The organism is Cellulomonas olei, assembly GCF_039548315.1.
Classification (GTDB): Bacteria; Actinomycetota; Actinomycetes; order Actinomycetales; family Cellulomonadaceae; genus Cellulomonas.
This window is the reverse complement of sequence record NZ_JBCLVN010000020.1, coordinates 30,653-54,628: the sequence shown is the minus strand read 5'-3', so window position 1 is coordinate 54,628 and position 23,976 is coordinate 30,653. Positions and strand designations below refer to the sequence as shown.

Below are 23,976 nucleotides of genomic sequence, written 5' to 3'. Positions count from 1 at the left end.
GCTCAGGCTCCTTCGGCAGACGTCGTGGCGAGCAGGGGCGTGTCGTCCAGCCCCTCGAACAAGTCGATGGCGGTTGGCAGGCCGGTGATCGGGAGGTCTGCGTACAGAGCCCGGATGGCCTCGGTGACGACCTGCTTGAAGAGGTAGGGCTCGTCGACCTCGACGTAGCCCCAGGTTCCGAATCGCCCGTCGGCGTTGACCGCCGCACACCACAGGTGGCGGGCGGCGTCGGCCTTGACCTCGCGAGCCACCTGGTCCTTCATCCCGCCGGACACCTCGATGACGAGGTAGCGCTCAACGTCCTCCGGGTCGCGTCGCTCGAGCCGGACGAGGAAGTCTGGCCGGTAGCGGCGCCCGACACCCTGGTGGGTGTACGGAATGGCGAACTCGAGGTGGTCGTTCTTGACGTACGCGGCGACACCGTCGAGATGCTCGAGGATCTCGGCCACGAGCTGCTCCCACGTGTTGCCGCCGCCGGCGCCATCGAGCACGACGTGAGAGACGTGGGAACGCGGTCCGGTCGGGATCGTCTGCTTCGTCGTCTGGAAGTTGACCTCGTCCGTAGTGCCGGTCGGGGCGTCGGTGCGGATGATCGCCCGAACAACCGGCTCGCGATTGCCGGCTTGGGTAGTGATCGTCCGCTGCACGGCCTCGGCGGCCTGGCTGGCCTGGGTGCCGAGCAGGAGCATGCCGGGGAACGCGGTGCCGACGCACCGCACTTTGGCGTCCAGCCACGCCTCCGTTGCACGCACCAGCTCGGGCACGAGCCAGGGCTTGGGCACCTTCTGCCCGTCGACGAACAACGGCAGCAGATGGTCGACGGCCAGCCGGAAGGCCACTTCCCGGTGGCGTTTCCGCCGCAGGGAGTCCAGGTCATGCTCCTCTGCGGCACCCGCTACTCCCGCGACCTCCGTGCGGGTTGCGATCGCGCCGGGGTCGAGTACGTACTCTCCAACGGCGTCGAGGTCCACGAGCAGCCGCTCGTCCGGTAGTTCGAAGCGGTATCCGTCCACGCGGGGGAACTCAATGCGCGCCGACTCACGACCCTCGACCGCGCGGACCGTGGTGACCGGCGGCCTCGGTGGCGGGTCGTTGGTGGGTCGGTCGGAGGGGATGAAGGAGAACGGAATGCCGTAGACCTCGGCGTACTCCACCGGAAGGTATCCGTCGTCCGCGACGGCGTAGGACCGGCGCCGCAGCCCGCGTCCAACCACCTGCTCGCATAGGAGCTGCGAGCCGAATGCGCGGACGCCGAGGATGTGCGAGACCGTGGTGGCGTCCCAGCCCTCCGAGAGCATCGAGACCGAGACCACACACCGAATGCCCGCGCCGAGCCGTCCCGGCTTGCCGACAGTGTTCAGGACCTCGCGCAGCAGTTGCGCATCGTCGATCTCATCGATGGCACTGCCGGTACGCGCGACGTACTCGCGGCGGAACGCGTCGATCTCGTCCGCCACAACGTCTCGGAAATCCCTGCTCACAGCGTCACCGGATTCGAGCTCGGCGGAGTCGACGAGGATCGTGCGAGGGGACGCGGCACGCCGCCCGTCGGCGTAGTTCGACAGCAGGGGCAGCGTGCCAGGGTGGGTCCGAGCGACCTCGGTGCCGTCATCGGCGGTCAGGGTCGTCTCGAAGCCCGCTATCTGGTCGTACACCCACTTGGAGACAGTGGTGTTCGGGCACACGACGATGAACACGGGCGGCGTGTCCAGCTCATGCGCGGACGACTCCCAGCGGCGGTATGCCCGCTCGTACGAGGAGTACAGCGACTGGAGCGCGCCGGCTAGCACGCCCGGCAGGGGCCGTGAGGTGTCCCAACCGGCCCGTCCGACGCGCTTGGGCAGGTCGTCCTTCACCTCGTCCCACAGCTCGAGGTAGGTCACCGTCTCGCCGGTCGAGTCATCGGCCACCGGGAGGCGGGGAACCTTGACGAGGCCAGCCTCGATCGCGTCGATCAGGGAGAAGTCCGAGACGACCCACGGGAAGATCGTGCGCTGGCCGTACCCGGAGCCGGGCAGGAAGTACGGGGTCGCGGACAGGTCCACGACCCGCTTGATGCCGACCAGTTCGTGGATGCGCTGCAGACCGGTGAACCAGACACCGGCCTCCTTGTTGGCCTCTTTCGCCTCGGCGCGCAGCTCGGACTCAAGCTCCTTGACCTCTGCTTCGGCGTCGCGCGGGGCGTAGCAGTGATGTGCCTCATCGTTGAGGACCATGACCTGCCCTGCTGAGCGGCCGCTCACTCCGCCGAGGTCGCGCAGCACCCGGGCCACCATCTGTGCGTCGGTCTCGAGGAAGTCACGGGTACTGCCGTTCGGGCGCAGGACCCGCTTGGTCTTCGCCGCGACCCCGTCCATGTCCGTGCGGGTCCGCGGCATGAACGCGTGGAAGTTCGTCACCGCCACACGGGCCTGCATGAGGTTCGGCCACAGGTCGGCCGGGACGAGGTCGCGCTCGCGGTAGTAGTTGCCCGGGTCAGACGGGTGGAGGACCCGCAGGCGATCCTTGATCGTGATGCCCGGTGTGACGACCAGGAAGCGCTTCGTGAAGCGGCCGTCGGCGGGGCGCGCAACCTTGTTCAGGGTCTGCCAGGCGACGAGCATCGCCATGACGACAGTCTTGCCGGTGCCGGTCGCCATCTTCAGCGCGATCCGCGGCAGGCCGGCGTTGTACTCCGCGTTCAACTCGTCGATCGCGGTCAGGATGCGGCCGGACTCGAGTCCGCGGGCGGAACGCCCCACCTCGGCGGCGGTCAGGCGTCCCGCGACCTCGGTCAGGTAGACGGCCGTCTCGACGGCTTCTCGCTGGGCGAAGAAGACCTTGTTGTCGCGCTGCGGGTCGGCCCAATGCCGCAAGAGCCGTCCGGTGACCTTGGTGGTACGCGGGTAGCCCTGGCGTCGCCAGAGGTCGACTTCCGCGCGTAGGTCGTTGACCATCTGGTTCACGTCGACGCGCTCACCCGTGGTGGTGACGTCGAGCTCGTCCTGGAAGAGGGACTGCTGCGCGGCCGCACCTCGGCCCCGCTTCTTGGGGGCAGGCACGGGCACCCACGACTCCGACGGGCGACGGCCGAGCGCGATGTCTGCGATCAGGTGGCCACGGCCGTCGTTCATCCAGTGGCGCGTTGGAAGCTCGTAGGGGCCGTTGAGGACAGGGTTGTCGATCACCTCGGAAGCCACGTAGACATCCTGCCTGGTCGCGCTGACGAGGGGAGGTGAACGCGCCGCGGCCGGGAGCGAAATCACTACGCACCCGGCGGCTCGGCGGACCGCTGCACGTCGCTACTCAGGCCCCGAGCCGGTCACCTGCGTCGATCTCGACCCAGTTGGTCCACCCGCGCAACGTCTCGGAGGTGATGACGACCTGTTCACCGACCCGCCGGCACGCCGCGGACGGGTCGCCGGGTCCTTCGTCGCATCCAGCACGAGCCGGATCGCCCCGTTCTCCCGGGCGACCGTGTTCGCGGTGCTGCGATAGGCGGGCGGCGACCCCGACGGACATCCGCCCGGCCTCGGTCTCCGCATCGAACGAGGGTCGAGCAGGTGAGCGATCGACGACGCCCCGGAAATCGTGTCGACCGCGGCAGCCTGCGGCGCACGTCGGTGCCTACCCGGTCGAACCCCCGGAAGGCACCCCACACCCCCGCCGTAGGGGTATTTGCCAAAGACGCATACCCGAGGGCACCGTGAGCCCATGTCGGTGTGGGAAGACCTTGACGTGGAAGCGGCGATTCTCGAGGCGCTCGGCGCCGTGCCAATCAACAACCCCGACGGGCACCACTTCGGACGCCCCTTCATGACGGCGTATCAGCTCGCGCTGGCAGTCGACGCGAACCACCCGGAGATCGCACAGACGCTCGGGGTATCCGTGGGCGGTCGTGGAGCCGGAGCGCGGAACAGCCTGGCCCAGTATCTGGCCCGCGAGCTCTCACACCGGATCCATCGGAGCCCCGAGCGCTTTCCCGTCCAGGGCGCGTTCATCTCGAACGTCCATCTCACCGCACTGGTGTACGAGAGCTCGGACGACCAGAGCGTCACGAGCAGCTTGACAGGCACGGGGTACGACCTCTCGATGTTCCGCCTGAGACCCGAGTGACCGTGCGATGTCCCTCCTCGGAGCGGGGGCCGGGACACGCCACCTGACGGAGACGGGCGCATGGTGAGCCCCGTCCCTGAGGCTCGCGGGCAGCGGCGGGTCGGGGCGAGTGACGACGAGGATCCGGTCACTCAACGTCGACGAAGAAGCCGCCCTCACCCCAGCTGGCTTCCAGCTTCCCGTCCGGGGGCACGTCGACCTCGCTGCAGCCCCGGCTGAACATGATCCCGGCCATCTCGGCCGGTTCCAACGAGCAGGAGATGGCGGGGCCAGCGGCACGTCGAGACGGAACCGGCCCGTATCGGTCACCTCGGCGAGCACTCCGGCCAAGTGGGCGAGGGTGGCCTCGTCGATCTCGATCTGCGCATGCGTGAGTTCCGCTGGCTGCTCGCGCACGCCGCTGGAGTTCCAGAGATCCGCTGCACGGTCAGCCCGGACTGCCGGCATCCATCCGCCGCCGATCTCGCTATCACCCCGCCCGGTGTAGTCGATCCCGACGAGCCGGCCTGCCAATCCGTCGCCGCCGGGGGTGGGGAAGCAGCCGGCGGCCACCACGGTGGCCGCGAACGTCGTGCCCAGCAGCAGGAGGGTGGATCACCTCCCGCGCAGAGCCCCTCTCCCGTTCGGAAGACGGCCGGCACGCTGGCGGATCAGGCCGGTGAGCCACTGGCGGCGTCGCCGCGTGGTCGTCCGCCAGCTGGTGTTCGAGCGCTTCCTCGCCCGGATGTTCCACGACCCGTTCGCCGAGCCTGCGATGGACGGCACCGACGGCGACCAGCCGCCCAGCCGGGTGCGTGACCTGGTGGACCTGGAGGCGCTCGCCCGTTCCCAGGACGTCGACGGATCAACAGTCATCTCCGCGGTGGAGGGCGAGTGGACGCCCCGAGGCCCGCCCGGGTCGCCGGTACTCGACGGCTGGGCCGCAGGACGGCGCTGGGTCGCCGCTGACCTCATCTGGCGGTGACCCGCAGGCGCCGCTCCCCCGAAACCCGAGCGCCCGTCCCGGCCCGCCGACGCCCCGCCGCGTCATAGGCTCCCCCGCACAGAGGCGCGCCGCCCCGGCCGCCCACCCCACCGGAGTGCCCGTGACGTTCGCCCGCCTGCTGCGCCGCCGCGCGCGTGCCCAGCTGGGTCTGCTCGCACTGGTGGGTGTGATCGCGGCGCTGGTGAGCGCCACGCTGGTGGCGGTGCTCGGGTACGTCGCGCTGTCGGCGCAGGCGGGGCTGACGACGGCGCTGCGCGACGCGGGGCCGACGGGTGCGGCGATGCAGGTCGCGACGCCGCGGTCCCGGCACGACCCGGCCGCGCAGGTCGCCGCCGGCGAGGAGGTCCTGGCCCGCACGCTGGACGGGATGCCGGTGGTGGTGCAGCGCAGCCACCGGTCGACGGATCTCACGGTCGACGGCGGCGGTGCCGGCGCGGTGGTCGCGGCCGAACCCGGGCTGGCCGCGCAGGTCGACGTCGTCGAGGGCGTGATGCCCCCGGAGGGCGGCCCCTCCGACGGTGAGGCGCCCGTCCCGGCCACGCTGTCCCGCGCCACCGCGACAACGCTCGGCGTCGCGCCCGGCGACCGGCTCACGCTGCGGGGCGCCAGCGAGTCCTCGACCCCGCTCGAGGTGGAGGTCGCGGCCGTGTGGGAGCCGACCGACCCGGGCGACCCGCGCTGGTTCGGCGAGGCCGACGGCGCCGTGTGGGTCGACGAGACCGCCCTCGACGGGGTGCCCGCGACGGTCCGGGTGCGGTGGACCCTCGTGCCGGACGACGGTCTCGCTCCCGGCGGGGTTCCCGGGATGCGCCGCGCGCTCGCGGCGTCGCTGGCGGGGCTGAAGGACGACGACGCGGTCGACGAGCTCGGCGTGCTGGGCACGGACGGCCTGGACACGACGCTGGCTGACGTCGACCGGACGCTGAGCACGGTGCGGGCCCTGTCGCTGCCCGCCACCCTGCTCGCGGCGCTGGTGGGGGCGGTCGTGCTCGGACAGCTCGCCGCTCTGCTGACGGAGGTGCGGCGCGGCGAGCTCGTGCTGCTGCGCTCCCGGGGCGGCTCGCGGGGGCGGGTCGTGGGCGCGGCCGTCGTCGAGGGCGTGGTCGTCGGGGTGGTGGGGGCGGCCGTGGGCGGCGCGCTCGCCGTGGCCGGGCTGCGCGGGCTGGGGGTGGTCCCCTCGGAGCTGGCCGTGGGGGCGCCGGCCGGGGTGGCCGCCGGGGTGGCCCTGGTGCTCGCCGGCGCGACGTGGGTGCGCGTGCGCGGGCCGCTGCGCGAGGAGCGGGCGGACCGGCCGCTGCGCGGGTCGGCCCTGCTCGGTGTCCTGGCGCTGGCCCTCGCGGCGGCCGGCCTCGGGCTGTGGCGGCTGCTGTCGATGGGCACGCCGGTGCGGACCGTCGGGGGCCGCGCGGCGCCGGACCCGCTGGCCAGCGCCGCCCTCGCGCTGTCGCTGCTGGCGATCGCGCTGCTCGCCGCCGCCCTGGTCCCGGCCGTCGCGCGCGCGACCGGACGGTGGGCAGCCCGGCGGGCGGGCCTGGGGGTGCTGGCGGTGCACCAGGTGGCGCGGCGGCCGACCGCGCACGCCGCGACCGCCGCCCTGACCGGGCTCGCGGTCGCCACCGCCGTCGCCGTCTCGGGCTTCCTGGGGTCCTGGGCGCTGCTCCAGGCCGAGCGCGCCGCCGTGGAGACCGGCGCCGACCTGCGCGTGACGCCCGACGACCCCGCCGACGTCCCCGCCGCGCTCGCGGCCGCCACGACGGCCGACCCGGGGGCGACGGTCGTCAGCGCGGCGACCACGCGCGTGACGCTGGGCGCGGTGACCGCGGACCTGGTCGCCGTGCCGCGCGACGCCTGGCCGCGGCTGCACCGCGCGCCGCAGGACGACGCGCCCGGGACCGCGGACACCGCGACGGACCCCGCAGCGGCCGGGGACACCGGGCTCCCCCTTCCCCCGGGCGCCACGACGCTGACGGCCACCGTGACCGTCACGGACACCTCCGCGACCGGCCAGCGGCTGGGCCGCCCGGACGTCGCCGCGTGGGTCCGCACCGCGCCGGGCACGCTCGTGCCGGTCGACCTCACGCTCCAGCCCGGCCCCACCGACCCGACCGACCCCACCGACCCGACCGACCCCGCCGGCCCCACCGACCCGGCCGCCCCCGGCCACGCGGACGCGACGACGTGGTCCGCCCCCCTGCCCGACGGCGCCACGGCGCTCGCCGCGGTCGACGTCCACGTCACCGCCACCGACGACCACCGCGTGGAGGTGACCGGCCTGACCACCGACGCCGGCCCGCTGGGCGCGGCCACCTGGCGCAGCCTGCTCGTGGGCCGTGAGGCGAACCCGCTCCCCGCGGGCCCCGACGACACGGGCGCCGTCGCGCACGTCCCCGCCGGGGACGTGGCCCCCGGCACGACGGTCCGGCTCGCCGCCGTGCCCGGCGGGCCGCTGCCGGTGGTCGCCGGCGAGGAGCTGGCGGCGGCGCTGTCCTTGTCGGTCGGCGACACGACGACGCTCGTCGTGCCGGGCCACCGCGTCGAGGTCGAGGTCGCCGAGGTGGTCGCGGCGGTGCCCGGCTCCGCGGACCCGGTCGCGCTGCTGGCCGACCTCGACGCCTGGTCGGGCGCCCAGCTCTGGACGGGGTCGACGGTCGACGCTCCGGGCGAGGTCTGGGCGTGGCCCGCCGACGGCCCGTCGGACACGGCGCTGCCCGCGGCGCTGGAGCGGGCCGGCGTCGCCGCGGAGGTGGTGCGCGCCGAGCCGCGGGCCACGGAGCTGCTCGAGCCGGCGCTCGCGGCGTTCCGGCTCGCCACGTGGGCGACCGTGGCCCTCGCCGCCGGCGGCGTGCTCGCGGCCGCCCGTGCGTCGGCCCGGGCGCGCCGCCCGGAGATCGGCGCGCTGCGCGGCGTCGGCGTGCCGGGCCGCGCGCAGGCCGCGCTGCGGGTCGCCGAGCAGGTGCGGGTGCTGGTGCCTGCCGCGCTCGCCGGGGCTGTCGGTGGCGCGGGGCTCGCCCTGCTCGTCGCGCAGCCTCTCGTCGACGCCCTGGACGGCGGCACGCTCCCGCTGCCCGTCGAGCCGGGCCTGGACGCCGTGGCGCTCGCGACCTGGCTCGGCGCGACGGCGCTTGCCGTGGTGCTGGTGGTGGCGACGACCGCCCGCGACACCGCCCGGCGTGCGCGCACCGCGTCGCCGCGGGCGGAGGTGGCCTCGTGATCCGGGTGCTGCGCCGCCAGCTCGCGGGTGGCGCGTGGTCGCTGGTCGTGCTCGCGCTGGTGGCCGCCGGGCTCGTCGCACTGACCGTCGGCTGGCCGCGGGCCCTGGACCGGCTGCTGCGCGACGACCTCGCGGCCCGCGCGCAGGCGCTGCCCACCACGCAGCGCGACCTGGTGCCGACCGTCCCGGGCGAGGCGACGGCCGTGCCCCCGCCCACCGGCGAGGAGGCCCTCGCGGTCCTGGCGGACGTCGAGCAGCAGGCCGCCGCGAAGGTCGCGGACGTGGGCCCGGCCCTGGCCGCGGTGCTGCGGGAGCCGGAGCTCGAGCTCACCCGGTCGCCGTTCGTCGTCGACCTGGGGCCGCACTCGAGCGGGATCTCCGCCATGGACCTCGCGCTCTCGCCGGGGACGCGCGACGACGACCTGCGCCTGGTCGAGGGGAGCTGGCCGGGCCCGCCCGCGGTGCAGCCGTGGGTGGACGCCGTCGGCCCGGACGCGCAGGACTGGGTGGACGCGCCGCGCTCGGCGGGCACCGTCCCGCAGCTCGACCTCGACGTCGTGCTCACCCCGGCGACGGCCGAGTGGATGGGGTGGCGGGTCGGCGAGACCCGCACCTCCGTCGACGCGGCCAACGCGCCGTTCCGCGTGCGGCTGACCGGGCTGGTCGAGGCCGTCGACCCGGACGCGGGGACCTGGGACCACCTGCCCGGCGTCCTGGAGCCCGCGGTCGACCGCGACGACGCCCGCGGCTGGACGGTCCACGGCATCGGCTACGTCGACCCGAGCGCCGTCGGCGCCCTCATGTACCCCCGCGGGGTCCGCGTCGACTCCTGGTACCCCGTCGACCCGGCGGCGGTGGCCGAGGTGGACCGGGCCGCGCTCGCCGCCGAGCTGGACGGGGTGCGCGCCGCGCAGGAGCTGCGCACCGGGCTGTCGGGGGTGCTGGCCGCCGCCGACGGCCGTGAGCACACGGCCACGACGCTGCTCGGGACGCTGGTCGCCGGCCTGGTCGGGGTCGCCGCGAGCGTGCTGTGGCTGGTCGCGACGCTCGCGGTGGAGCGTCGGCGCGCCGCCCTGGTCCTGCTGCGGGCCCGGGGCGCGTCCTCGCTCCGGCTCGGCGCTCTGGTGGGTGCCCAGGCGCGCGTCGCGGCCCTGCCCGGTGCCGCGGCGGGGCTCGCGCTGGGCCTCCTGGTGCCCGGCAGGACGGACCCGGCGGATCTCGTGCTGCCGGCGGTGCTGACCGTCGCCGCGGTCGCGCTCATGGTCGGGGCGGCGGCCGCGGTGCACGGCGGCCGGCGCGCGCGGGGCCGGCGCTGGGCCTGGGTGGCCGAGCTGCTCGTGCTCGGCGTGACCGGCGTCGCGCTGGGCGTCACGTCCACCTCCGACCCGCTCGTCGCGGTGCTGCCCGTCCTGGTCGGGCTGTCGGCCGCGCTGCTGGTGCGCCGGGCCTACCGGTGGCCGGCCCGTCTCGCGCTCCGCCTCGTCTCCCGCCGCGGTGACCTCGGCGCGTTCCTCGGGGTGGCGCGCGCCGCCCGGGTGCCCGCGGCCGGCCTGGTCCCGGTGCTCGCCCTGACGCTCGGCGTCGCCACCGCGGGACTCGCGACGACCGCCGTCGCGACCATGACGCAGGCCACGGCGGGCAGCGCGGTGCAGTACGTGGGCGCCGACCTGCGGCTCGACGTCGCGTGGTCCGCCGACGGGCTGGGACTGGGCGAGGAGCGCGTCGAGGCGGCCCGCGACGTGCCCGGGGTCGCGGCGCTCGCCACCGTCGCCGAGGTCGGGACCGTGACCGTGCGGCACGACCGCACGCGCACCACCGTGGACCTGGCCGTGGTCGACGCCGACGCCCTCGCCACCGTGCAGGACGGCCTGCCCGGCGACCGGGTCGACCTGGCCCCCGGCTCGGACCGGCTGCTGGTCTCCCCCGGTGTCCCGGCCGGCGGCGTGTCGCTCGACGCGCCCGCGGGCCGGCTCGACCTCGCGGCGGTGGCGTCCGGGCAGGTCCCCGGCGTGACCTCCGGCACCGGGTGGGCGGTCGTCGACGCCGGGACCTGGGCGGACGCGGGCGGGACACCGACGGCCGACCGGCTGCTGGTGCGCCTCGAACCCGGGGCCGACGCCGACGAGGTCGCCGCGGCCGTCGGGGAGGCGACCGGCGCCCGGCTCACGGCGACCAGCCGCGCCCAGGCGGTCGCCGAGATCGCCGACGGCGTGCTGGTCACCGGCGTGCGCTCCGCGATGCTGCTGGTCGCGGCCGCGAGCCTGGCGCTGGTCGCGCTCGGCCTCGTCCTGCTGCTCGTGGCGGACGCCCCGGCGCGGGGCCGCACGGCCGCGCTGCTCGCGACGCTGGGAGCCCCGGCCCGCGTGCACCGGCGCCTCGTGGTCGCGGAGGTGCTCGGCCCGGTGGTGGTCGCGGGCATCGCCGGGGTCGTCGCCGGCCTGGTGCTGCCGTCGTCGGTGCTGCGCGTGGCGGACCTGCGGCCGTTCACCGGGGCGGTCGAGCGGCCGCCGGTCGCGCTCGACGCGGGCCTCCTGCTCGCGACCGGCGCGGGCCTGGCGGTCGTGGTGGGGATCGGTGTCGTCGTGGCGGCCGCGACCGCGCGGCGGGTGTCACCTGTCGGTGTGCTGCGGGAAGGAGCGGGAGGATGACGACCATGACGGCGCCGGAGATCCTGTGCGAGGACGTGGTGCGGATCTTCACGGCCGAGGGCGTCGAGGTGCAGGCGCTCCAGGGCCTCAACCTGTCCGTCGAGCGCGGTGACCTCGTGGCACTGGTCGGCGCGTCCGGCTCGGGCAAGTCCACCCTGCTGACCATCCTGTCCGGGCTGGACCGGCCCACCGCGGGAAGCGCCGCCGTCGCGGGGCACGACCTGGCCGCGATGTCCGCCCGCGAGCGCCAGGTGTACCGCCGCGACACCGTCGGCTTCGTCTGGCAGCAGACCGCGCGCAACCTGCTGCCGTACCTCACGGCCGCGGAGAACGTCGCCCTGCCGATGGAGCTCGCCCGCCGCCGCGGCTCGCGGGCCGGTCGTCACGCGCGGACCGCCGAGCTGCTGGAGGTGCTCGGGGTCGCGCACGTGGCCGACCACCGCCCCGCGGAGCTGTCCGGCGGCGAGCAGCAGCGGGTCGCGATCGCCACGGCCGTCGCCAACGCCCCGCGGGTGCTGCTCGCGGACGAGCCGACCGGTGAGCTCGACGAGGCGACCAGCGCCGACGTCCTCGAGGCGATCCGGCACGTGACCGCCGAGCTCGACATGACCACGCTGATCGTCACGCACGACCCCGCGGTCGCCTCCCACGTGCGGCGCACCGTCCGCATCCGCGACGGCCGCACCGCGACGGAGACGCTGCGCCGCACGGCCGTCGACGAGCACGGCCGCGAGCACCACCTGCACGAGGAGTTCGCCGTGATCGACAAGGTCGGCCGCCTGCAGCTGCCGCGGGAGTTCGTCGAGGCGCTCGACCTGCGTGAGCGGGTGCGCCTGGGCCTGGAGCCCGACCACGTGCGCGTCTCGCCGCACGACCGCCCGGCCCCGCAGGGCGGCCGCGGGCGCGACGAGGAGGACCGGTGAGCGCCCCCGCCCCCACCGCGCGCGTCGCGGCGGACGAGCTGCACGCCTCCGGGCTGGTGCGGACGTACGGCAGCGGTCCGCGCGCCGTCCACGCCCTGCGCGGCGTGGACCTGGTGGCGCGACCCGGAGAGCTCGTCGTGATCCGCGGCCGGTCCGGATCGGGCAAGACGACCCTGCTGCACGCGCTCGGCGGCCTCGAGCGCCTCGACGCCGGCACGGTGCGCCTGGGGACCACCGAGGTCAGCGCCCTGCCCGAGCGCGAGCTGCTGCGCCTGCGCCGGGAGCGCGCGGCGTTCGTGTTCCAGTCGTTCGGGCTGCTGCCCGTGCTCTCGGCGGCCGAGAACGTCGAGGTCCCCCTGCGCCTGGCGGACGTGCCGGGCCCCGAGCGCGCCGAGCGGGTGGCGGCGGCCCTGGACGCCGTCGGCCTGACGGCGCACGCCCGCCAGCGCCCGGACGAGCTGTCCGGCGGTCAGCAGCAGCGCGTCGCGGTGGCCCGGGCCCTCGTCGCCCGGCCGGCCCTGCTGCTCGCCGACGAGCCCACCGCGCAGCTCGACTCGGAGACGGCGCTGACCGTCATGGACGTGCTGCTCGCGCACGTCCGCGAGCGCCGGACCGTCGCCGTGCTCACCACGCACGACCCCCTGATCGCGGAGCGCGCGGACCGCGTCCTGGAGCTGCGCTCCGGCGTGCTGGCGTGAGCCGCTGGATGCGCCGCGTCACGCGTCCCGTGTCCGCAGCGTCAGGTGCGCCGCGACGGTGGTCCACACCGTGAAGACCGCCATGACGCCGATCCCGACGAGCGGCGTGACCGGCCCGACCCCGTCGAGCGTGTACGACGCCTGACCGGCGGTGGTCGGCCAGTACGTCCCCGCGAGCTCGCCGAGCGCGCCCGGCAGCCCGGGGGCGAGCGCCGGGACGAGCAGCGCGACGGCGACGACGATCGAGAGGGCGCCCGAGGAGCTGCGCGTGATGGTGCCGAACCCGAGTCCGAGCACGGCGGTGAGCACCAGGTAGGCGACGGCGCAGGCGAGCGCCCGCAGCGACGCGGGGTCGGTGAGGTCGGCGGTCGGCAGGCCGGCGGCGGCGAGCGCGCCCTGGCTCGCCCCGACGCTCGCGGCGACCGTGACGACGGCGGTCGCGAGCGCGACCAGCACGGTCACCGCCGCCTTCGACGCGAGCAGCAGCCCGCGCCGCGGGGCGATCGTGAGGCTGGCGGTGATCTGCCCGGTGGCGTACTCGCTGGTCACGGTCTGGGCGCCGAGGGTGGCGACGAGGACCTGCCCGACGAGGATGCCCTTGAGGCTGACGGCGACGGGGTCGAAGTCGGCGGGCAGGTCGGCCTGCCAGTCCGCGAGCAGCCCGCTGATGCCCAGGAGGCTGACGACCATCGTGGTCACGACGGTGGCGGCGGCGAGCACCCAGGTGCTGCGGACGGTGCGGGTCTTGATCCACTCGGAGGCGAGCAGGTTCATGTCAGGCGGCCTCGTTCCCGGGGGCGGTCATGGTGAGGAAGACGTCCTCGAGGGAGTCGCGGACGTCGGTGAGCTCGGACAGCCCGATGCCCGCGGCGGCGGCGACCTGGCCGACGCGGTCGGTGGTCGCGCCGGGGACGTCCAGGCGGTCCGGGACGTCGGGGTTGGCGGCGGCGTCCAGCCCGGCGCGCGCGAGCGCCGTCAGCAGCGCCTCCCGCTGCGGGGTGCGGACGCGGACGCGCTCGGTGGTGTGGTCGGCGATGAACGCCGCGAGCGGCTGGTCCGCGAGCAGGCGTCCGTGGTGGATGACGACGAGGTGGTCCGCGGTCAGCTCCATCTCCCCCATGAGGTGGCTGGAGAACAGGACCGTGCGACCCTCGGCGGCGAGGTCGCGCATGAGGGAGCGCGCCCAGCGGATGCCCTCGGGGTCGAGGCCGTTGAGCGGCTCGTCGAAGATGACGACGCCGGGGTCGCCGATCAGGGCGGCCGCGATGCCGAGGCGCTGCTTCATCCCGAGGGAGAAGCCGCCGGCGGCACGGTGCGCGGCCCCGGTGAGCCCGACGAGCTCCAGCATCTCGGCGACGCGCCGGCGGGGCACGTCGCCGGCGCGGGCGACGGAGGCGAGGTGGTCGGCGGCCGTGCGGCGCGGGTGGACGGCGCGGGCGTCGAGCATGGCGCCGACCACGCGCATCGGGTGGGGCGTCTCCGCCAGCCGGAGCCCGCCGACGGTCGCCGCGCCGCTGGTCGGGCGGTCCAGGCCCAGGAACATGCGGAGCGTCGTGGACTTGCCGGCGCCGTTGGGCCCGAGGAACCCGGTGACGACGCCGGGCCTGACCTCGAAGGACAGCCCGTCGACGGCGGTGACGGACCCGTAGCGCTTGACGAGCGCGTGGGCCTGGAGCAGGGGCGGGGTCGCGGCTGGCATGTCGCCACACTACACCGTGTGGTGTAGCAACTACACGACGCGGTGTAGCATCGCGGGGCAGAGAACGAGGAGGAACGGTGACGGAGCTGCAGGAGCGCAAGCCGCTGCGCGAGGGGCAGGCGCACAAGCGGGCAGCGATCCTCACCGCCGCCCGGACGCTGTTCGTCGAGTCCGGCGTCGAGCGCACGAGCATGGACGCCGTCGCCGCGCGCGCCGGGGTCTCCAAGCGGACGGTCTACGACTACTACGGCGACAAGCACCGGCTGCTGCTCGGCGTCATCGAGGACGCCGGCGAGTCCGCGCTCACGACGCTGCGCGAGCTCGTGGGCCGGCACCTCGCCGACGACGCCGTCACGACGCCCGCCGACCTCGGCGCGGCGACGGAGGCGTTCGCGGTCGCGCTCGGGCGCGTGCTGCTGCGGGCCACCGACTACCTCGCGGCTGCGCGGCTCATCGCCGAGAACGAGCCGCTGCTGCCCGAGCTCGTGGACCACCCGCTCGAGCAGGCGCACGACCAGGTGCTCGCCGAGGCGCTCGGGCGGCTCGCGGGCCGCGGTCTGCTCGACGCGGACGACCCCCTGCTCGCCGCGGCCCACTTCCAGGCGCTGACGATCCTGCGGGTGCTGAACGAGCCCCCGCGCCGGCGCGCGGACGCCGCCCACGTGGAGCGGATCATGACGGACGGGGCGCGCGCGTTCCTGCGGGCGTACGCGGCGCGGGGCGGCTCCTCCCGCTGACCGGCGGGCCGGGCGGTCGTCCGCGGCGCCCCACCCGCGGCGACCGCCCGGCCGGCGACGTCAGGCGCGCGCGAGACCCGCGAGCGACTCCAGCAGCCCCCGGCCGCCCGGCTCCCAGCCGTACCGCTCCCGCGTGAGAGCTGCCGAGGCCGGCTGGTCGATGCCGGCGAGCGACCCGAGGAACCCGAGCTGCTCCGGCTCGACGGGCCGCACCGGGACGTCGAGCGCACGGCCGATCGCGGTGGCGGTGTCGAGCAGGGTGACGCCCTCCTCCCCCACGGCGTGCAGCACGCTGCCGCCGGGCGCGCGCTCCAGGGCGACCACGAAGGCCGCCGCCGCGTCGTCCACGTGCACGGCGGGCCAGCGCGCGGAGCCGTCACCGACGTAGCCGGACACACCGGACCGCCGGGCCATCGCGGCAAGACCGGCGGCGAACCCGCCGTTCCCGTGGTCGTCGTGGACGGTGCGCGGCAGCCCGACCAGCGAGCTGCGCACACCCTGGTCGGCGAGCGCCAGCAGCGCGCGGCCGGTCTCGGCGCGGGCCCCGAGCGAGCCGCCGACGGCCGGGAGGTCCTCCTCGGTGGCGACCCTGCCGGGGATGACGGGTGTGCCCGACGCGCAGACGAACGGGCGCCCGGTGCCGACCAGCGCCGAGGACATGGCCTCGACGGCGGCCCGGTCGGTGGCCGCGGCGCCGTCGAAGTCCGTGAAGTCGTGGACGAAGGCGAGGTGCACCACGCCGTCCGACCCGGCCGCGGCACCCCGCAGGGCGTCGAGGTCGGCGAGGTCGGCGCGCAGCACGTCGACACCGCGCCCCTCGAGCGCGGCGGCCGAGGCGTCGGAGCGGGCGAGGCCGAGCACGTCGTGGCCGGCGGCCTGGAGCAGCGGGACGACGGCAGAGCCGATGTGGCCCGAGCCGCCGGTGACGAAGATCTTCATGGGGTCCTCCTGAGCGGGAGCCGCCGAGTGATGTCAGCGACTGCCGTCACCGTACTCCTCGATGTCAGCGACTGTCATCACGTATGCTGCACCGGTGGGACGCTGGGAGCCGGACGCGCGCGGGAGGCTGTTGCGCGCCGCCCTGGATCTGTTCGACACCCAGGGCTACGAGCAGACGACGACCGCCCAGATCGCGGAGGCCGCCGGGCTCACCGAGCGGACGTTCTTCCGGCACTTCACCGACAAGCGCGAGGTGCTGTTCGCCGGCGGCCCGGCGTACGAGGAGCTGCTCACGGCCGCCGTCGCCGGGGCGCCACCCGGCGCGACGCCGTGGGACGCCGCCACCGCGGCCGCCCACGCCGCCGCCGCCCGGATCCAGGAGCACCCCGACGGCGTCGTCCGGCGGCAGCGCGTGATCGCGTCCCACCCGGAGCTCCAGGAGCGGGACCTCGCCAAGAACGCCGGGCTCGCCGCCGCGGTCGTCCGGGCGCTCCGCGAGCGCGGGACGCCCGACGCGACCGCCGAGCTCGCCGCCGCGCTGGCGCTCACCGGGCTCACGGTCGCGCTGCGCGAGTGGGCGCAGGCCGGGGCCCGGGGCACGCTCACGAGCGTGCTGACGCGGACGCTGGCAGGCGCCGAGGCGATCTCCCGGCCCGCCTGACCGCCGGCCGCGCGCCTCCCCTCAGGCGCCGGCCGCGCGCAACCCTCCCAGCGGGCGGTCGGTCACCGGCTCCGCGGGACCCGACGCGCTGCGCGGCGGCGCGCCGAGCCGGGACGCCATGTGCCCGCCCAGGTAGCCGGAGGCACCCAGCACCCCGCCCGCCCCGAGCGCGACCGCGACGCCCAGCCCGCGGTGCCCGCGCCGCCGCAGCAGCCACGAGCCGCCGTACAGGCCGAGGGCGACGGTGTTCAGCGCGGCGTGCACGGCCCCCACGCGCTGGGTGCGCCGGCCCGAGACCGCCCAGTCCGCGAGCCCGGTGACCGACGCCGGCACGGCCGACAGGATCCCGAGACCCAGCAGCGTGTCCGCCGCGCGGTGCGAGTCGTCCCCGCCGGCCAGGTCGAGCACGCTCGCGCTGACCCAGAACCCGATCGGCGCGTCCGTCGCGATCGGGTGGGCCGCGTGGCCGAGGGGCTTGCCGTGCAGCAGCCGCGCGACCCCCGGGGCGGCGCGCAGCGCGGACTGCACGGCCGGGCGCACCCGGTCGACCGCGGCGTCCAGGCCGGCGGCACGCTCGAGGCGGCGCACCGCGCGCAGGGCGGGGCTCTCGTCGGAGGACATCGGGGCTCCCGGGTGGTCGGCGGCAGGGTCGTCGCCGTCGAGCATCGCCCGCCGCGGCCACCCCCGCACGGCGAGCGGCGCCCGGCCGGGCCGGGATGCGCCCGGCGGGGCGCCGGGTGATGCTGGCCGGGCTGAACCAGCGTCGAGACCAGGCGCGCCGCCACTGCACGCGGCCCCGACGACGCCGGCCCGGTGTCGAGCCGGGCCGCGCGAAGGAGTCCGCCATGACCGCACCCACCCCTGCCGGCACCGCGGTGACGTCCGAGCGCCAGCCGCACCAGTGGCTCGCCCTCGTGATCGGGATCGTCTACCTGGTCGTGGGCCTCGCCGGGTTCCTCGTCACCGGGTTCGACGGCTTCACCGAGCACGACCACTCGCAGACGCTCGTCGGGTTCGCGATCAACCCGCTGCACAACGTCGTGCACATCGTCATCGGCGTGGCCGGCATCGCCCTGTGGTCCACCGCGTCCCGCGCCCGGACGTACGGCTGGCTGCTGTTCGTCGGCTACGGCGCGACGTTCGTCTACGGGCTGGTCGTGGCGAACAACCCCGACGCCAACATCCTCAACATCAACGGCGCCGACAACGGGCTGCACGTCGTCTCGGCGCTCGCCGGCCTGGCGATCGCCCTGTGGCCGCGTCGCGACCGCACCGCCCGGTCGGCCCGCGCCTGACCGCGGACCGCACGACCCCCGGGGCCGGCCGGCACCGGACCACGGGGACCGCGCCGGTGTCCGACGCCGCCGGCGCGGTCCTCGCCGTCGCGGTCCGGGCCGTGGGGGTGCTGCGCCGGTCGCCCCGCCCCCTGCACCCGCGGGGCGTGGTGCACCGCGGCGTCCTGCTGCTCGACGACGCGGGCGCGCCGGGCGCCCGGGAGCTCGGTGCGCCGGCCGTGGTCCCGGCGCTCGTGCGGGTGTCCCGCTCGGCCGGCCTGCCGGCACCGCTGCCCGACGTCGGGGGCCTCGCGGTGCGGTGGTGGCGGGACGGCCGCGAGCAGGACCTGCTGCTGTCCTCGACGGGCCTGGGGCGCCTCGGCCGGTTCGCGCTGGTGCCGCGCCTGCGCCCGTCCCGCGGTCCGTTCTCGACGATCATGCCGTTCGTCGACGAGGACGGGCGCGGCGTGGTGCTCGCCGCGGTCCCGGTGCCGGGCGCGCCGCGCGACGGGGTCGACCTGCTGCTGCTGTCCGCGCGGCCGGGCGGGGCCTGGCGACGGTGCGGGCGGCTGACCTGCCCGCCGGCGCCGGACGACGGCGACGACGACGCGCTGCGCATCGACCCGGTGCGCCACGCGCCGATGGCGGTGCCGGGCTGGGCCGCCCGGGTGCGCCGGCGGTCGTACCGGGTCGCGCGGGAGCGGGGCACCGCCGCCCCGCCGCCTCAGCGCGCGGCGTCCCCCGCGCCGTAGCGCAGGCCGTCGACCACGAGGTCCAGCAGGCCCCGCACACGGTCGGCCCACCGGTCGGAGTCGGGGACGTTCCACACGCAGCCCATGGCGAGCATCACCTGCTCGCCGTCGACGTCCCCGCGGACGGAGCCGTCCGCCCGTCCCGCGTCGAGCAGCACGTCGATGGCCGCGATGATGCGGGTCCTGGTCTCGGCGAACAGCGACGAGTCCGACCCGACGGCGGTGCGCAGCGCGGCGCCCATCCCCCGCTTGGCCGCGGCGTAGCGCACGAACCGCGCCATCCACTCCCGCAGGGCGTCGGCGGCGGGGCGGACCTGCCCGAGCAGCGCGGGTGCGGCGTCGCACAGCGCCGTGACCTCCTGGCGGTACGCGGCCTCGACCAGCGCGCCGCGCTCCGGGAAGTGGCGGTACAGGGTGCCGATCCCGACGCCCGCGCGCTGGGCGATCGCCTCGAGCGGCGTGTCCGGGTCCTCCGCGAGGGCCTCGGCCGCCACCGCGAGCAGCCGGGCGCGGTTGCGTGCGGCGTCGGCGCGCAGCGGCTTGGCGGCGGGTGCGGTGGTCACGACGATTCCCCTCTTGCGATCCGGAGGGCCCTCCGGTTAGAGTTCTGGACGAAACGAGAGTCTCCTCCGTTTCGTTCCCAGGGTACGCCGCCCCCGCCGATCCGTCGACGCCGCGCGACCCCCTCCCGGCCCCGCGGCAGCTGCCGCCCCCGGACACCACACGACCGCCCCGCTCGATGGAGGCACCCCATGGCCAGCACCTTCCGCGGACTCACCTTCGACGCCTACGACGCGCACGCCGTCGCCCTGTTCTGGGCCGCCGCGCTCGGCCGGGACGTCGCACCCGGCGCCAGCCCCGAGCGCGCCGAGGTGCTCCCCGACGCCGGCGCCCCCCGGCTCGCCTTCGAGCGCGTGCAGCCCGGCGGCGTCGTCCGCAACACCCTGCACCTCGACCTGGTCACCACCGACCTCGAGCGCGAGTCGGAGCGCCTCGTGCGCCTCGGCGCCCGCCGGGTCGGAGCGGTCGGCGGGACCGCGCGGTGGGTCAGCCTGACGGACCCGGAGGGCAACGCGTTCGACCTCGTGCCGGCCGCCTGACCCCAGGCGCCGGACCCGGCGCGGAGCGCGGACGGGAGGGGCACGGAACCCGGACGGCACCGGCCGGGCACCGGCTCACCCGCCGCTGGGCAGCGCTTCCGGATGCGAGACCGGGCCGGGCGTGCGACGGTCATCCCCGACCGCACCACGTCACCTGGAGGTGTCCGATGGGATTCTTCGCATTCCTGCTGCTCGGCCTGATCGCCGGAGCGATCGCCAAGGCGATCCTCCCGGGCCGCCAGGCCGGAGGGTGGTTCGTGACGCTGCTGCTCGGTGTCGTCGGGGCCCTGCTGGGCGGCTGGCTCGGCAGCGTGCTGTTCGACGCACCGCTCGAGGACTTCTGGTCCCTGCAGACGTGGCTCCTCGCGATCGGCGGCTCGATCGTCGTGCTGTTGATCTACGGCGCCCTGACCGGACGCCGCGGCGCCCGCGTCTGAGCGTCCGCCCCCACGGGGGCACCGACCCGGTCCGGCGGTGGTGGGAGACCACCGTCGGACCGTGCCGGGCCGGGGCCGGACGGTGGGACACCGCACGGCACCACGCCCGGCACGACGAGGGCTCGCACATCCGCACCAGCGGCTGCGCGAGCCCTCGTCGCCGTCACGGGAGGCTCAGGCCTGCGGCGCGAGCGTGAAGCCGGGGCTGCCGGCCGCGGACGGGTCCGCGTCGAGCGTGAGGTCCGCCAGAGCGGTCGCCGTCTCCGGCGGGACGAAGACGGTGGCACCGTCGGACGCGATGACCTCGTCCCCGGGCACGGCCTCCGGGACGAGTGCCAGCTCGAACGAACCGAGCTGCTGCTGCGACTCGGCGATCCGCAGACCACCCGAGTCGGGAAGCCCGGCACGCGTGGTCAGGTCGCGGACGGCGGTGCTGGCGTTGTCGGTCAAGGTGAGCACGGGGGCTCCTCTCGTTGCCGGTGGCGGCCGGGACACCAGGGGCGGACCGGCCATCGGACCCTTCCACCGTCGGCACGATCCCGGGAGGCTGCAACCCGGCGTCCGCTGGGCAAGACCGCGGGTGTCCGCTGCGCGGAGCCCGATGGACAGCACCGCGGTTCGCAGGGACGCTACGCGCCCGCGCACCCGACCCCGCGTGCGCGCCCAAGCCCTGCACGCGCGCCCACAGCCCCGCCTGCCCGCTCACAGCCCCGCCCGCGCGGCCAGTCCGCATGCGCGCTCACCCGACCCGCATCTGCGCCGAGAGTCCAGGACTCGCCCGGATTCCCGGCCGCGCGCCGGCGTGTCCTGGACTCTCGGCGACGGCTCGCGAGGCCGCGGAGGGCGTCAGCGCGGGTCGCGCGGGGCGCTGCGGACCGACCGCCGGGTCGGGGGCTGGGCGACGCCCCCACCGGCCGACCGGTCCTGGTCGGCCGATCCGGGTGCGTCCTCCCCGACGGCCGGCAGCACCATCGTGCCGGGCCCCGCCGGGTCGATGAGCTGGGTCTCGTCCGTCCGCGGCGCGCGGACCTCCGTGCCCGACTCCCGGGCGTCCGCCGGGGCCGCCGCGTCCCTGCCCGCCTCCGAACGGGGGACCGACGCGGGCAGGGGCTCAGGCCGGGCGGAGTCGTCCACGGCCGCGCCGGTCCGCGCGCCCGACCCCGTCGGAGCCTCCGAACGGGCAGGCTCCACGGCCTCCGGGACCGCGCCCGCCGGCGCCTGCGGCGCGCGGTCGTCCGACTCGTCCGCCCCGGCCGGCACGTCCCCGGCCGGCGGAGTCGCGGCGGGCACCGCCGCCGTCCCGGGCGCCGCGACGACGCCCACGGTCCTGCCGCCGGACGTCCGCCCCGCGGGCGCCTCCTCCTGCGCGCGCGCCTCGGCCGCGTGCTCCTCGCGCTCGGCGATGACGTCCTCGCCCGGGCCGGCGAACGACCGCGAGCGCTCCAGCGCCTCGACGCTCCCGGTGAACAGGCGGGCGTCCTGCTGACCGCCCTCGACGGCCGGGGCGACCGGCCGCGGGGGTTCCGGGCGTGCCGACCCGCCGACGGCCGGCTCGGCGCCGCGGGTCGTCTCGATGCGCGTGCGCGGCAGCCCCTGCGGCGCGGACCGCTGCAGGTACGCGACCAGCCCCTCGCGCAGGTAGCAGCGCAGGTCGAACAGCGTCGGCGCGTCGACGGCGCTCGCGAGCGCGCGCAGCCGCACCACCCCGTTGACGGCGTCCGTGACCTGCAGGATGCCGACGCGGTGGTCCCACAGGTCGGTCGCCGCGAGCAGGCGGTTGAGCTCGCCGCGCAGGTCGTCGACGGGGACCTGCCAGTCGACGTCCATCTCGACCGTCCCGAGCAGCTCCGCGGCGCGACGGGTCCAGTTCTGGAACGGGGTCTGCGTGAAGTAGGTCGAGGGCAGGATCAGCCGGCGGTCGTCCCAGACGTGCACGACGACGTAGGTCAGCGTGATCTCCTCGATGCGGCCCCACTCGTCCTCGACGATGACGACGTCGTCCACCCGGATCGCGTCGGTGAACGCGAGCTGCAGGCCGGCGAACACGTTCGCGAGGCTGCTCTGGGCCGCGAGGCCCGCGACGATCGACAGCACACCGGCGGACGCCAGCAGGCTCGCCCCGAACGCGGACACCCCCGGGAACGTCAGAAGCACGGCCGCGGTGGCGACGACGACGAGCACGGCGACCGTGATGCGGCGCAGCACCTGGATCTGCGTGCGGACGCGGCGGGCGTGCCGGTTGTCCTTCACGTCGACCCGGTAGCGGGACAGGGCGGCGTCCTCGACGACGAACGCGAGCGTGCCCACCAGCCAGGTGACGGCGACGATCAGCGCGATGAGCAGGACGTGCCCCGCAGCCCGCATCCAGCCGGAGGACTGCCACGTGTCCGCCGGCACCGAGATGCGCAGGGCGATCCAGACGGCGATCACGACGAGCACGGCCCGCAGGGCGTGCTTCGACCGCCGGGACAGGTCGGCGGCGATGACGGACTTCTTGGCGACCGACCGCACCAGGGCGCCGATGACGACGGCCACCAGCAGGGCGGCGACGACGGCACCGGCGACGGACAGCACCGGGACGAGGACGTCCCGGGCGGTCTCGGCGGTCTCGGACTCGACGGCTGCAGGGATCACGGCGCCCATCCGACCACGCGGCGCCCGGACCCCTCCACCGCAGCGGGCGGCCCTCGCGGACCCTGCGCACGACCTGCACACGCCCGGCGGCCCCGCGGCGGGCGCACCGGTGCGGCCGGCCTGGACGTGCGGACCGCGTCGCCGCACGTCAGCATGGGATCCCCGCCCGGTGGACGCCCCGGAGGCCGCCCGTGCCGACCAGCCGCAACCCGCGCGTGTGCGTGCTCGCACCCACGCCGATCCTCACCGTCACGCTCGAGAACGGCTCGGACGACGTGACGCCGGAGCTCCACGTCCACCCGGGCGGCCAGGGCCTCTGGGTGGCGCGGATGGCGTACTCGCTGGGCGCGGACGTGGTCGTCTGCGGACCCTTCGGCGGGGAGGCCGGCACCGTGCTCGGCCACCTGGCGGAGGTCGAGAACCTGCGGGTGCGGCGCGTGTCGTACGCCGGCGGCAACGGCGCGTACCTGCACGACCGCCGCGGCGGTGAGCGCACCGAGCTGGCGTTCATGCCGCCGGCCCGCCTGGACCGCCACGAGCTCGACGACCTGTACGGCACCGTCCTGGTGGAGGCGCTGGACGCGGACGTGTGCGTCGTCACCGGCGCGTACCCGACGCCGCTGCTGCCGCCGTCGTTCTTCGGCCGCCTGGTCGGGGACCTGCGGGCCGCCGGGGTGCGGACCGTCGCGGACCTGTCCGGCAAGGCCGCCGTCGCCGCCGCGGAGGCCGGTGCCGACGTGCTGAAGATGTCGCACGAGGAGCTCGTGGAGGCGGGGCTGGCCGCGGACGACTCCGTGGCGTCGCTGCGCGCGGGCGCCCGGCGTCTGCTGCGCGACGTGCCGGCGCCCCCGGGCGGGCAGGGCGCGGACGGGGTGCCGGCCGGGCAGGTCGGCGCGATGCTGGTGTCGCGCGCCGCGGAGCCGGCGCTGCTGGTGACGGCGGAGGGCGTCGCGGAGATCGTGCCCCCGTCGGTCACGACCGTGGACCACCGCGGCGCCGGCGACTCGATGACGGCCGGCACGGCCGTCGGGGTCGGGCGCGGGCTGCGGCTCACCGAGGCCGCCCGGCTCGGCGCGGCGGCGGGGGCCCTGAACGTGACGCGGCGCGGGTTGGGGACGGGCCACCGGGAGCAGATCGAGCGGTTCGCGGAGCAGATCACGGTCCGCGAGATCGGCTGAGGAGG

General features: G+C 76.1%; 21 protein-coding genes. 13 read left to right on the top strand and 8 right to left on the bottom strand.

Annotation, left to right across the window (positions count from 1 at the left end):
- Positions 1-2: 2 nt before the first annotated feature.
- Entirely contained in the window at positions 3-3,113 is a 3,111-nt protein-coding gene (locus AAHH18_RS08185; protein ID WP_459349099.1) for a BPTD_3080 family restriction endonuclease, read from the bottom strand.
- A 580-nt stretch (positions 3,114-3,693) separates the two neighbouring features.
- Between AAHH18_RS08185 and AAHH18_RS08180 the strand changes: the two genes are divergently transcribed.
- The 6 genes from AAHH18_RS08180 (at position 3,694) to AAHH18_RS08155 (ending at position 12,560) form a co-directional block, all read left to right on the top strand.
- The gene (locus AAHH18_RS08180; RefSeq protein WP_343301258.1) at positions 3,694-4,095 is read left to right on the top strand and encodes a hypothetical protein; all 402 of its coding nucleotides are present in this window, start codon (positions 3,694-3,696) and stop codon (positions 4,093-4,095) included.
- 658 nt (positions 4,096-4,753) lie between these two features.
- A complete protein-coding gene (locus AAHH18_RS08175) occupies positions 4,754-5,059 on the top strand; it encodes a hypothetical protein (RefSeq protein WP_343301257.1) in 306 nt (101 codons plus the stop codon).
- Positions 5,060-5,180: 121 nt separating this feature from the next.
- Positions 5,181-8,291 carry a hypothetical protein gene (locus AAHH18_RS08170; protein ID WP_343301256.1) on the top strand — a complete coding sequence of 1,037 codons (3,111 nt, stop codon included), beginning with the start codon at positions 5,181-5,183 and terminating at the stop codon, positions 8,289-8,291.
- Positions 8,288-10,939 carry a hypothetical protein gene (locus tag AAHH18_RS08165; protein WP_343301255.1) on the top strand — a complete coding sequence of 884 codons (2,652 nt, stop codon included), beginning with the start codon at positions 8,288-8,290 and terminating at the stop codon, positions 10,937-10,939. Before AAHH18_RS08170 ends, AAHH18_RS08165 begins: the two co-directional genes overlap by 4 nt.
- Positions 10,936-11,862: an ABC transporter ATP-binding protein gene (locus AAHH18_RS08160; protein ID WP_283319378.1), complete on the top strand. Its 927-nt coding sequence runs from the start codon at positions 10,936-10,938 to the stop codon at positions 11,860-11,862. Before AAHH18_RS08165 ends, AAHH18_RS08160 begins: the two co-directional genes overlap by 4 nt.
- Positions 11,859-12,560, top strand: a complete 702-nt coding sequence (locus AAHH18_RS08155) for an ABC transporter ATP-binding protein (RefSeq protein ID WP_283319377.1) — start codon at positions 11,859-11,861, stop codon at positions 12,558-12,560. Before AAHH18_RS08160 ends, AAHH18_RS08155 begins: the two co-directional genes overlap by 4 nt.
- A gap of 18 nt (positions 12,561-12,578) precedes the next feature.
- On the opposite strand, the gene AAHH18_RS08150 is transcribed toward AAHH18_RS08155, so the two are convergent.
- Positions 12,579-13,334 carry a hypothetical protein gene (locus AAHH18_RS08150; RefSeq protein ID WP_343301254.1) on the bottom strand — a complete coding sequence of 252 codons (756 nt, stop codon included), beginning with the start codon at positions 13,332-13,334 and terminating at the stop codon, positions 12,579-12,581.
- Between the two features lies 1 nt (position 13,335).
- A complete protein-coding gene (locus AAHH18_RS08145; protein WP_343301253.1) occupies positions 13,336-14,259 on the bottom strand; it encodes an ABC transporter ATP-binding protein in 924 nt (307 codons plus the stop codon).
- Between the two features lie 77 nt (positions 14,260-14,336).
- Here AAHH18_RS08145 and AAHH18_RS08140 point away from each other — a divergent pair, with 77 nt between their 5' ends.
- Positions 14,337-14,996 carry a TetR/AcrR family transcriptional regulator gene (locus AAHH18_RS08140; protein WP_343301252.1) on the top strand — a complete coding sequence of 220 codons (660 nt, stop codon included), beginning with the start codon at positions 14,337-14,339 and terminating at the stop codon, positions 14,994-14,996.
- A gap of 60 nt (positions 14,997-15,056) precedes the next feature.
- Here AAHH18_RS08140 and AAHH18_RS08135 read toward each other — a convergent pair whose 3' ends face one another.
- Positions 15,057-15,935 carry an NAD-dependent epimerase/dehydratase family protein gene (locus AAHH18_RS08135; protein WP_343301251.1) on the bottom strand — a complete coding sequence of 293 codons (879 nt, stop codon included), beginning with the start codon at positions 15,933-15,935 and terminating at the stop codon, positions 15,057-15,059.
- A 94-nt stretch (positions 15,936-16,029) separates the two neighbouring features.
- Between AAHH18_RS08135 and AAHH18_RS08130 the strand changes: the two genes are divergently transcribed.
- A complete protein-coding gene (locus AAHH18_RS08130) occupies positions 16,030-16,596 on the top strand; it encodes a TetR/AcrR family transcriptional regulator (protein WP_343301250.1) in 567 nt (188 codons plus the stop codon).
- 21 nt (positions 16,597-16,617) lie between these two features.
- On the opposite strand, the gene AAHH18_RS08125 is transcribed toward AAHH18_RS08130, so the two are convergent.
- On the bottom strand, positions 16,618-17,217 hold the full coding sequence (locus AAHH18_RS08125; protein WP_343301249.1) for a DUF2231 domain-containing protein: 600 nt from the start codon (positions 17,215-17,217) through the stop codon (positions 16,618-16,620).
- Positions 17,218-17,441: 224 nt separating this feature from the next.
- Between AAHH18_RS08125 and AAHH18_RS08120 the strand changes: the two genes are divergently transcribed.
- Together AAHH18_RS08120 and AAHH18_RS08115 are read left to right on the top strand one after the other, a co-directional pair.
- Positions 17,442-17,891, top strand: a complete 450-nt coding sequence (locus tag AAHH18_RS08120) for a DUF4383 domain-containing protein (RefSeq protein ID WP_343301248.1) — start codon at positions 17,442-17,444, stop codon at positions 17,889-17,891.
- A gap of 56 nt (positions 17,892-17,947) precedes the next feature.
- A complete protein-coding gene (locus AAHH18_RS08115) occupies positions 17,948-18,622 on the top strand; it encodes a hypothetical protein (RefSeq protein ID WP_343301247.1) in 675 nt (224 codons plus the stop codon).
- Here AAHH18_RS08115 and AAHH18_RS08110 read toward each other — a convergent pair.
- On the bottom strand, positions 18,595-19,185 hold the full coding sequence (locus tag AAHH18_RS08110; protein ID WP_343301246.1) for a TetR/AcrR family transcriptional regulator: 591 nt from the start codon (positions 19,183-19,185) through the stop codon (positions 18,595-18,597). The two genes, AAHH18_RS08115 and AAHH18_RS08110, sit on opposite strands and share 28 nt — an antisense overlap.
- A gap of 189 nt (positions 19,186-19,374) precedes the next feature.
- Here AAHH18_RS08110 and AAHH18_RS08105 point away from each other — a divergent pair, with 189 nt between their 5' ends.
- Together AAHH18_RS08105 and AAHH18_RS08100 are read left to right on the top strand one after the other, a co-directional pair.
- Positions 19,375-19,722 (top strand): VOC family protein, encoded by a 348-nt coding sequence (locus AAHH18_RS08105; RefSeq protein WP_283319367.1) that lies wholly within the window; start codon positions 19,375-19,377, stop codon positions 19,720-19,722.
- A 167-nt stretch (positions 19,723-19,889) separates the two neighbouring features.
- Positions 19,890-20,159: a GlsB/YeaQ/YmgE family stress response membrane protein gene (locus tag AAHH18_RS08100; protein WP_283319366.1), complete on the top strand. Its 270-nt coding sequence runs from the start codon at positions 19,890-19,892 to the stop codon at positions 20,157-20,159.
- A gap of 174 nt (positions 20,160-20,333) precedes the next feature.
- On the opposite strand, the gene AAHH18_RS08095 is transcribed toward AAHH18_RS08100, so the two are convergent.
- Together AAHH18_RS08095 and AAHH18_RS08090 are read right to left on the bottom strand one after the other, a co-directional pair.
- Positions 20,334-20,618: an adhesin gene (locus tag AAHH18_RS08095; protein ID WP_222170375.1), complete on the bottom strand. Its 285-nt coding sequence runs from the start codon at positions 20,616-20,618 to the stop codon at positions 20,334-20,336.
- Positions 20,619-21,005: 387 nt separating this feature from the next.
- Entirely contained in the window at positions 21,006-22,793 is a 1,788-nt protein-coding gene (locus AAHH18_RS08090; protein WP_343301245.1) for a mechanosensitive ion channel family protein, read from the bottom strand.
- A 191-nt stretch (positions 22,794-22,984) separates the two neighbouring features.
- On the opposite strand from AAHH18_RS08090, the gene AAHH18_RS08085 reads away from it, so the two are divergent.
- Positions 22,985-23,971, top strand: a complete 987-nt coding sequence (locus AAHH18_RS08085; RefSeq protein WP_343301244.1) for a PfkB family carbohydrate kinase — start codon at positions 22,985-22,987, stop codon at positions 23,969-23,971.
- The last annotated feature ends 5 nt before the right edge of the window (positions 23,972-23,976 follow it).

Coding starts and splice junctions, on each gene's coding strand:
- AAHH18_RS08185 (WP_459349099.1), bottom strand. CDS start 3,113: ATGAACGACGGCCGTGGCCACCTGATCGCAGACATCGCGCTCGGCCGT.
- AAHH18_RS08180 (WP_343301258.1), top strand. CDS start 3,694: ATGTCGGTGTGGGAAGACCTTGACGTGGAAGCGGCGATTCTCGAGGCG.
- AAHH18_RS08160 (WP_283319378.1), top strand. CDS start 10,936: ATGACGACCATGACGGCGCCGGAGATCCTGTGCGAGGACGTGGTGCGG.
- AAHH18_RS08150 (WP_343301254.1), bottom strand. CDS start 13,334: ATGAACCTGCTCGCCTCCGAGTGGATCAAGACCCGCACCGTCCGCAGC.
- AAHH18_RS08145 (WP_343301253.1), bottom strand. CDS start 14,259: ATGCCAGCCGCGACCCCGCCCCTGCTCCAGGCCCACGCGCTCGTCAAG.
- AAHH18_RS08135 (WP_343301251.1), bottom strand. CDS start 15,935: ATGAAGATCTTCGTCACCGGCGGCTCGGGCCACATCGGCTCTGCCGTC.
- AAHH18_RS08125 (WP_343301249.1), bottom strand. CDS start 17,217: ATGTCCTCCGACGAGAGCCCCGCCCTGCGCGCGGTGCGCCGCCTCGAG.
- AAHH18_RS08120 (WP_343301248.1), top strand. CDS start 17,442: ATGACCGCACCCACCCCTGCCGGCACCGCGGTGACGTCCGAGCGCCAG.
- AAHH18_RS08105 (WP_283319367.1), top strand. CDS start 19,375: ATGGCCAGCACCTTCCGCGGACTCACCTTCGACGCCTACGACGCGCAC.
- AAHH18_RS08100 (WP_283319366.1), top strand. CDS start 19,890: ATGGGATTCTTCGCATTCCTGCTGCTCGGCCTGATCGCCGGAGCGATC.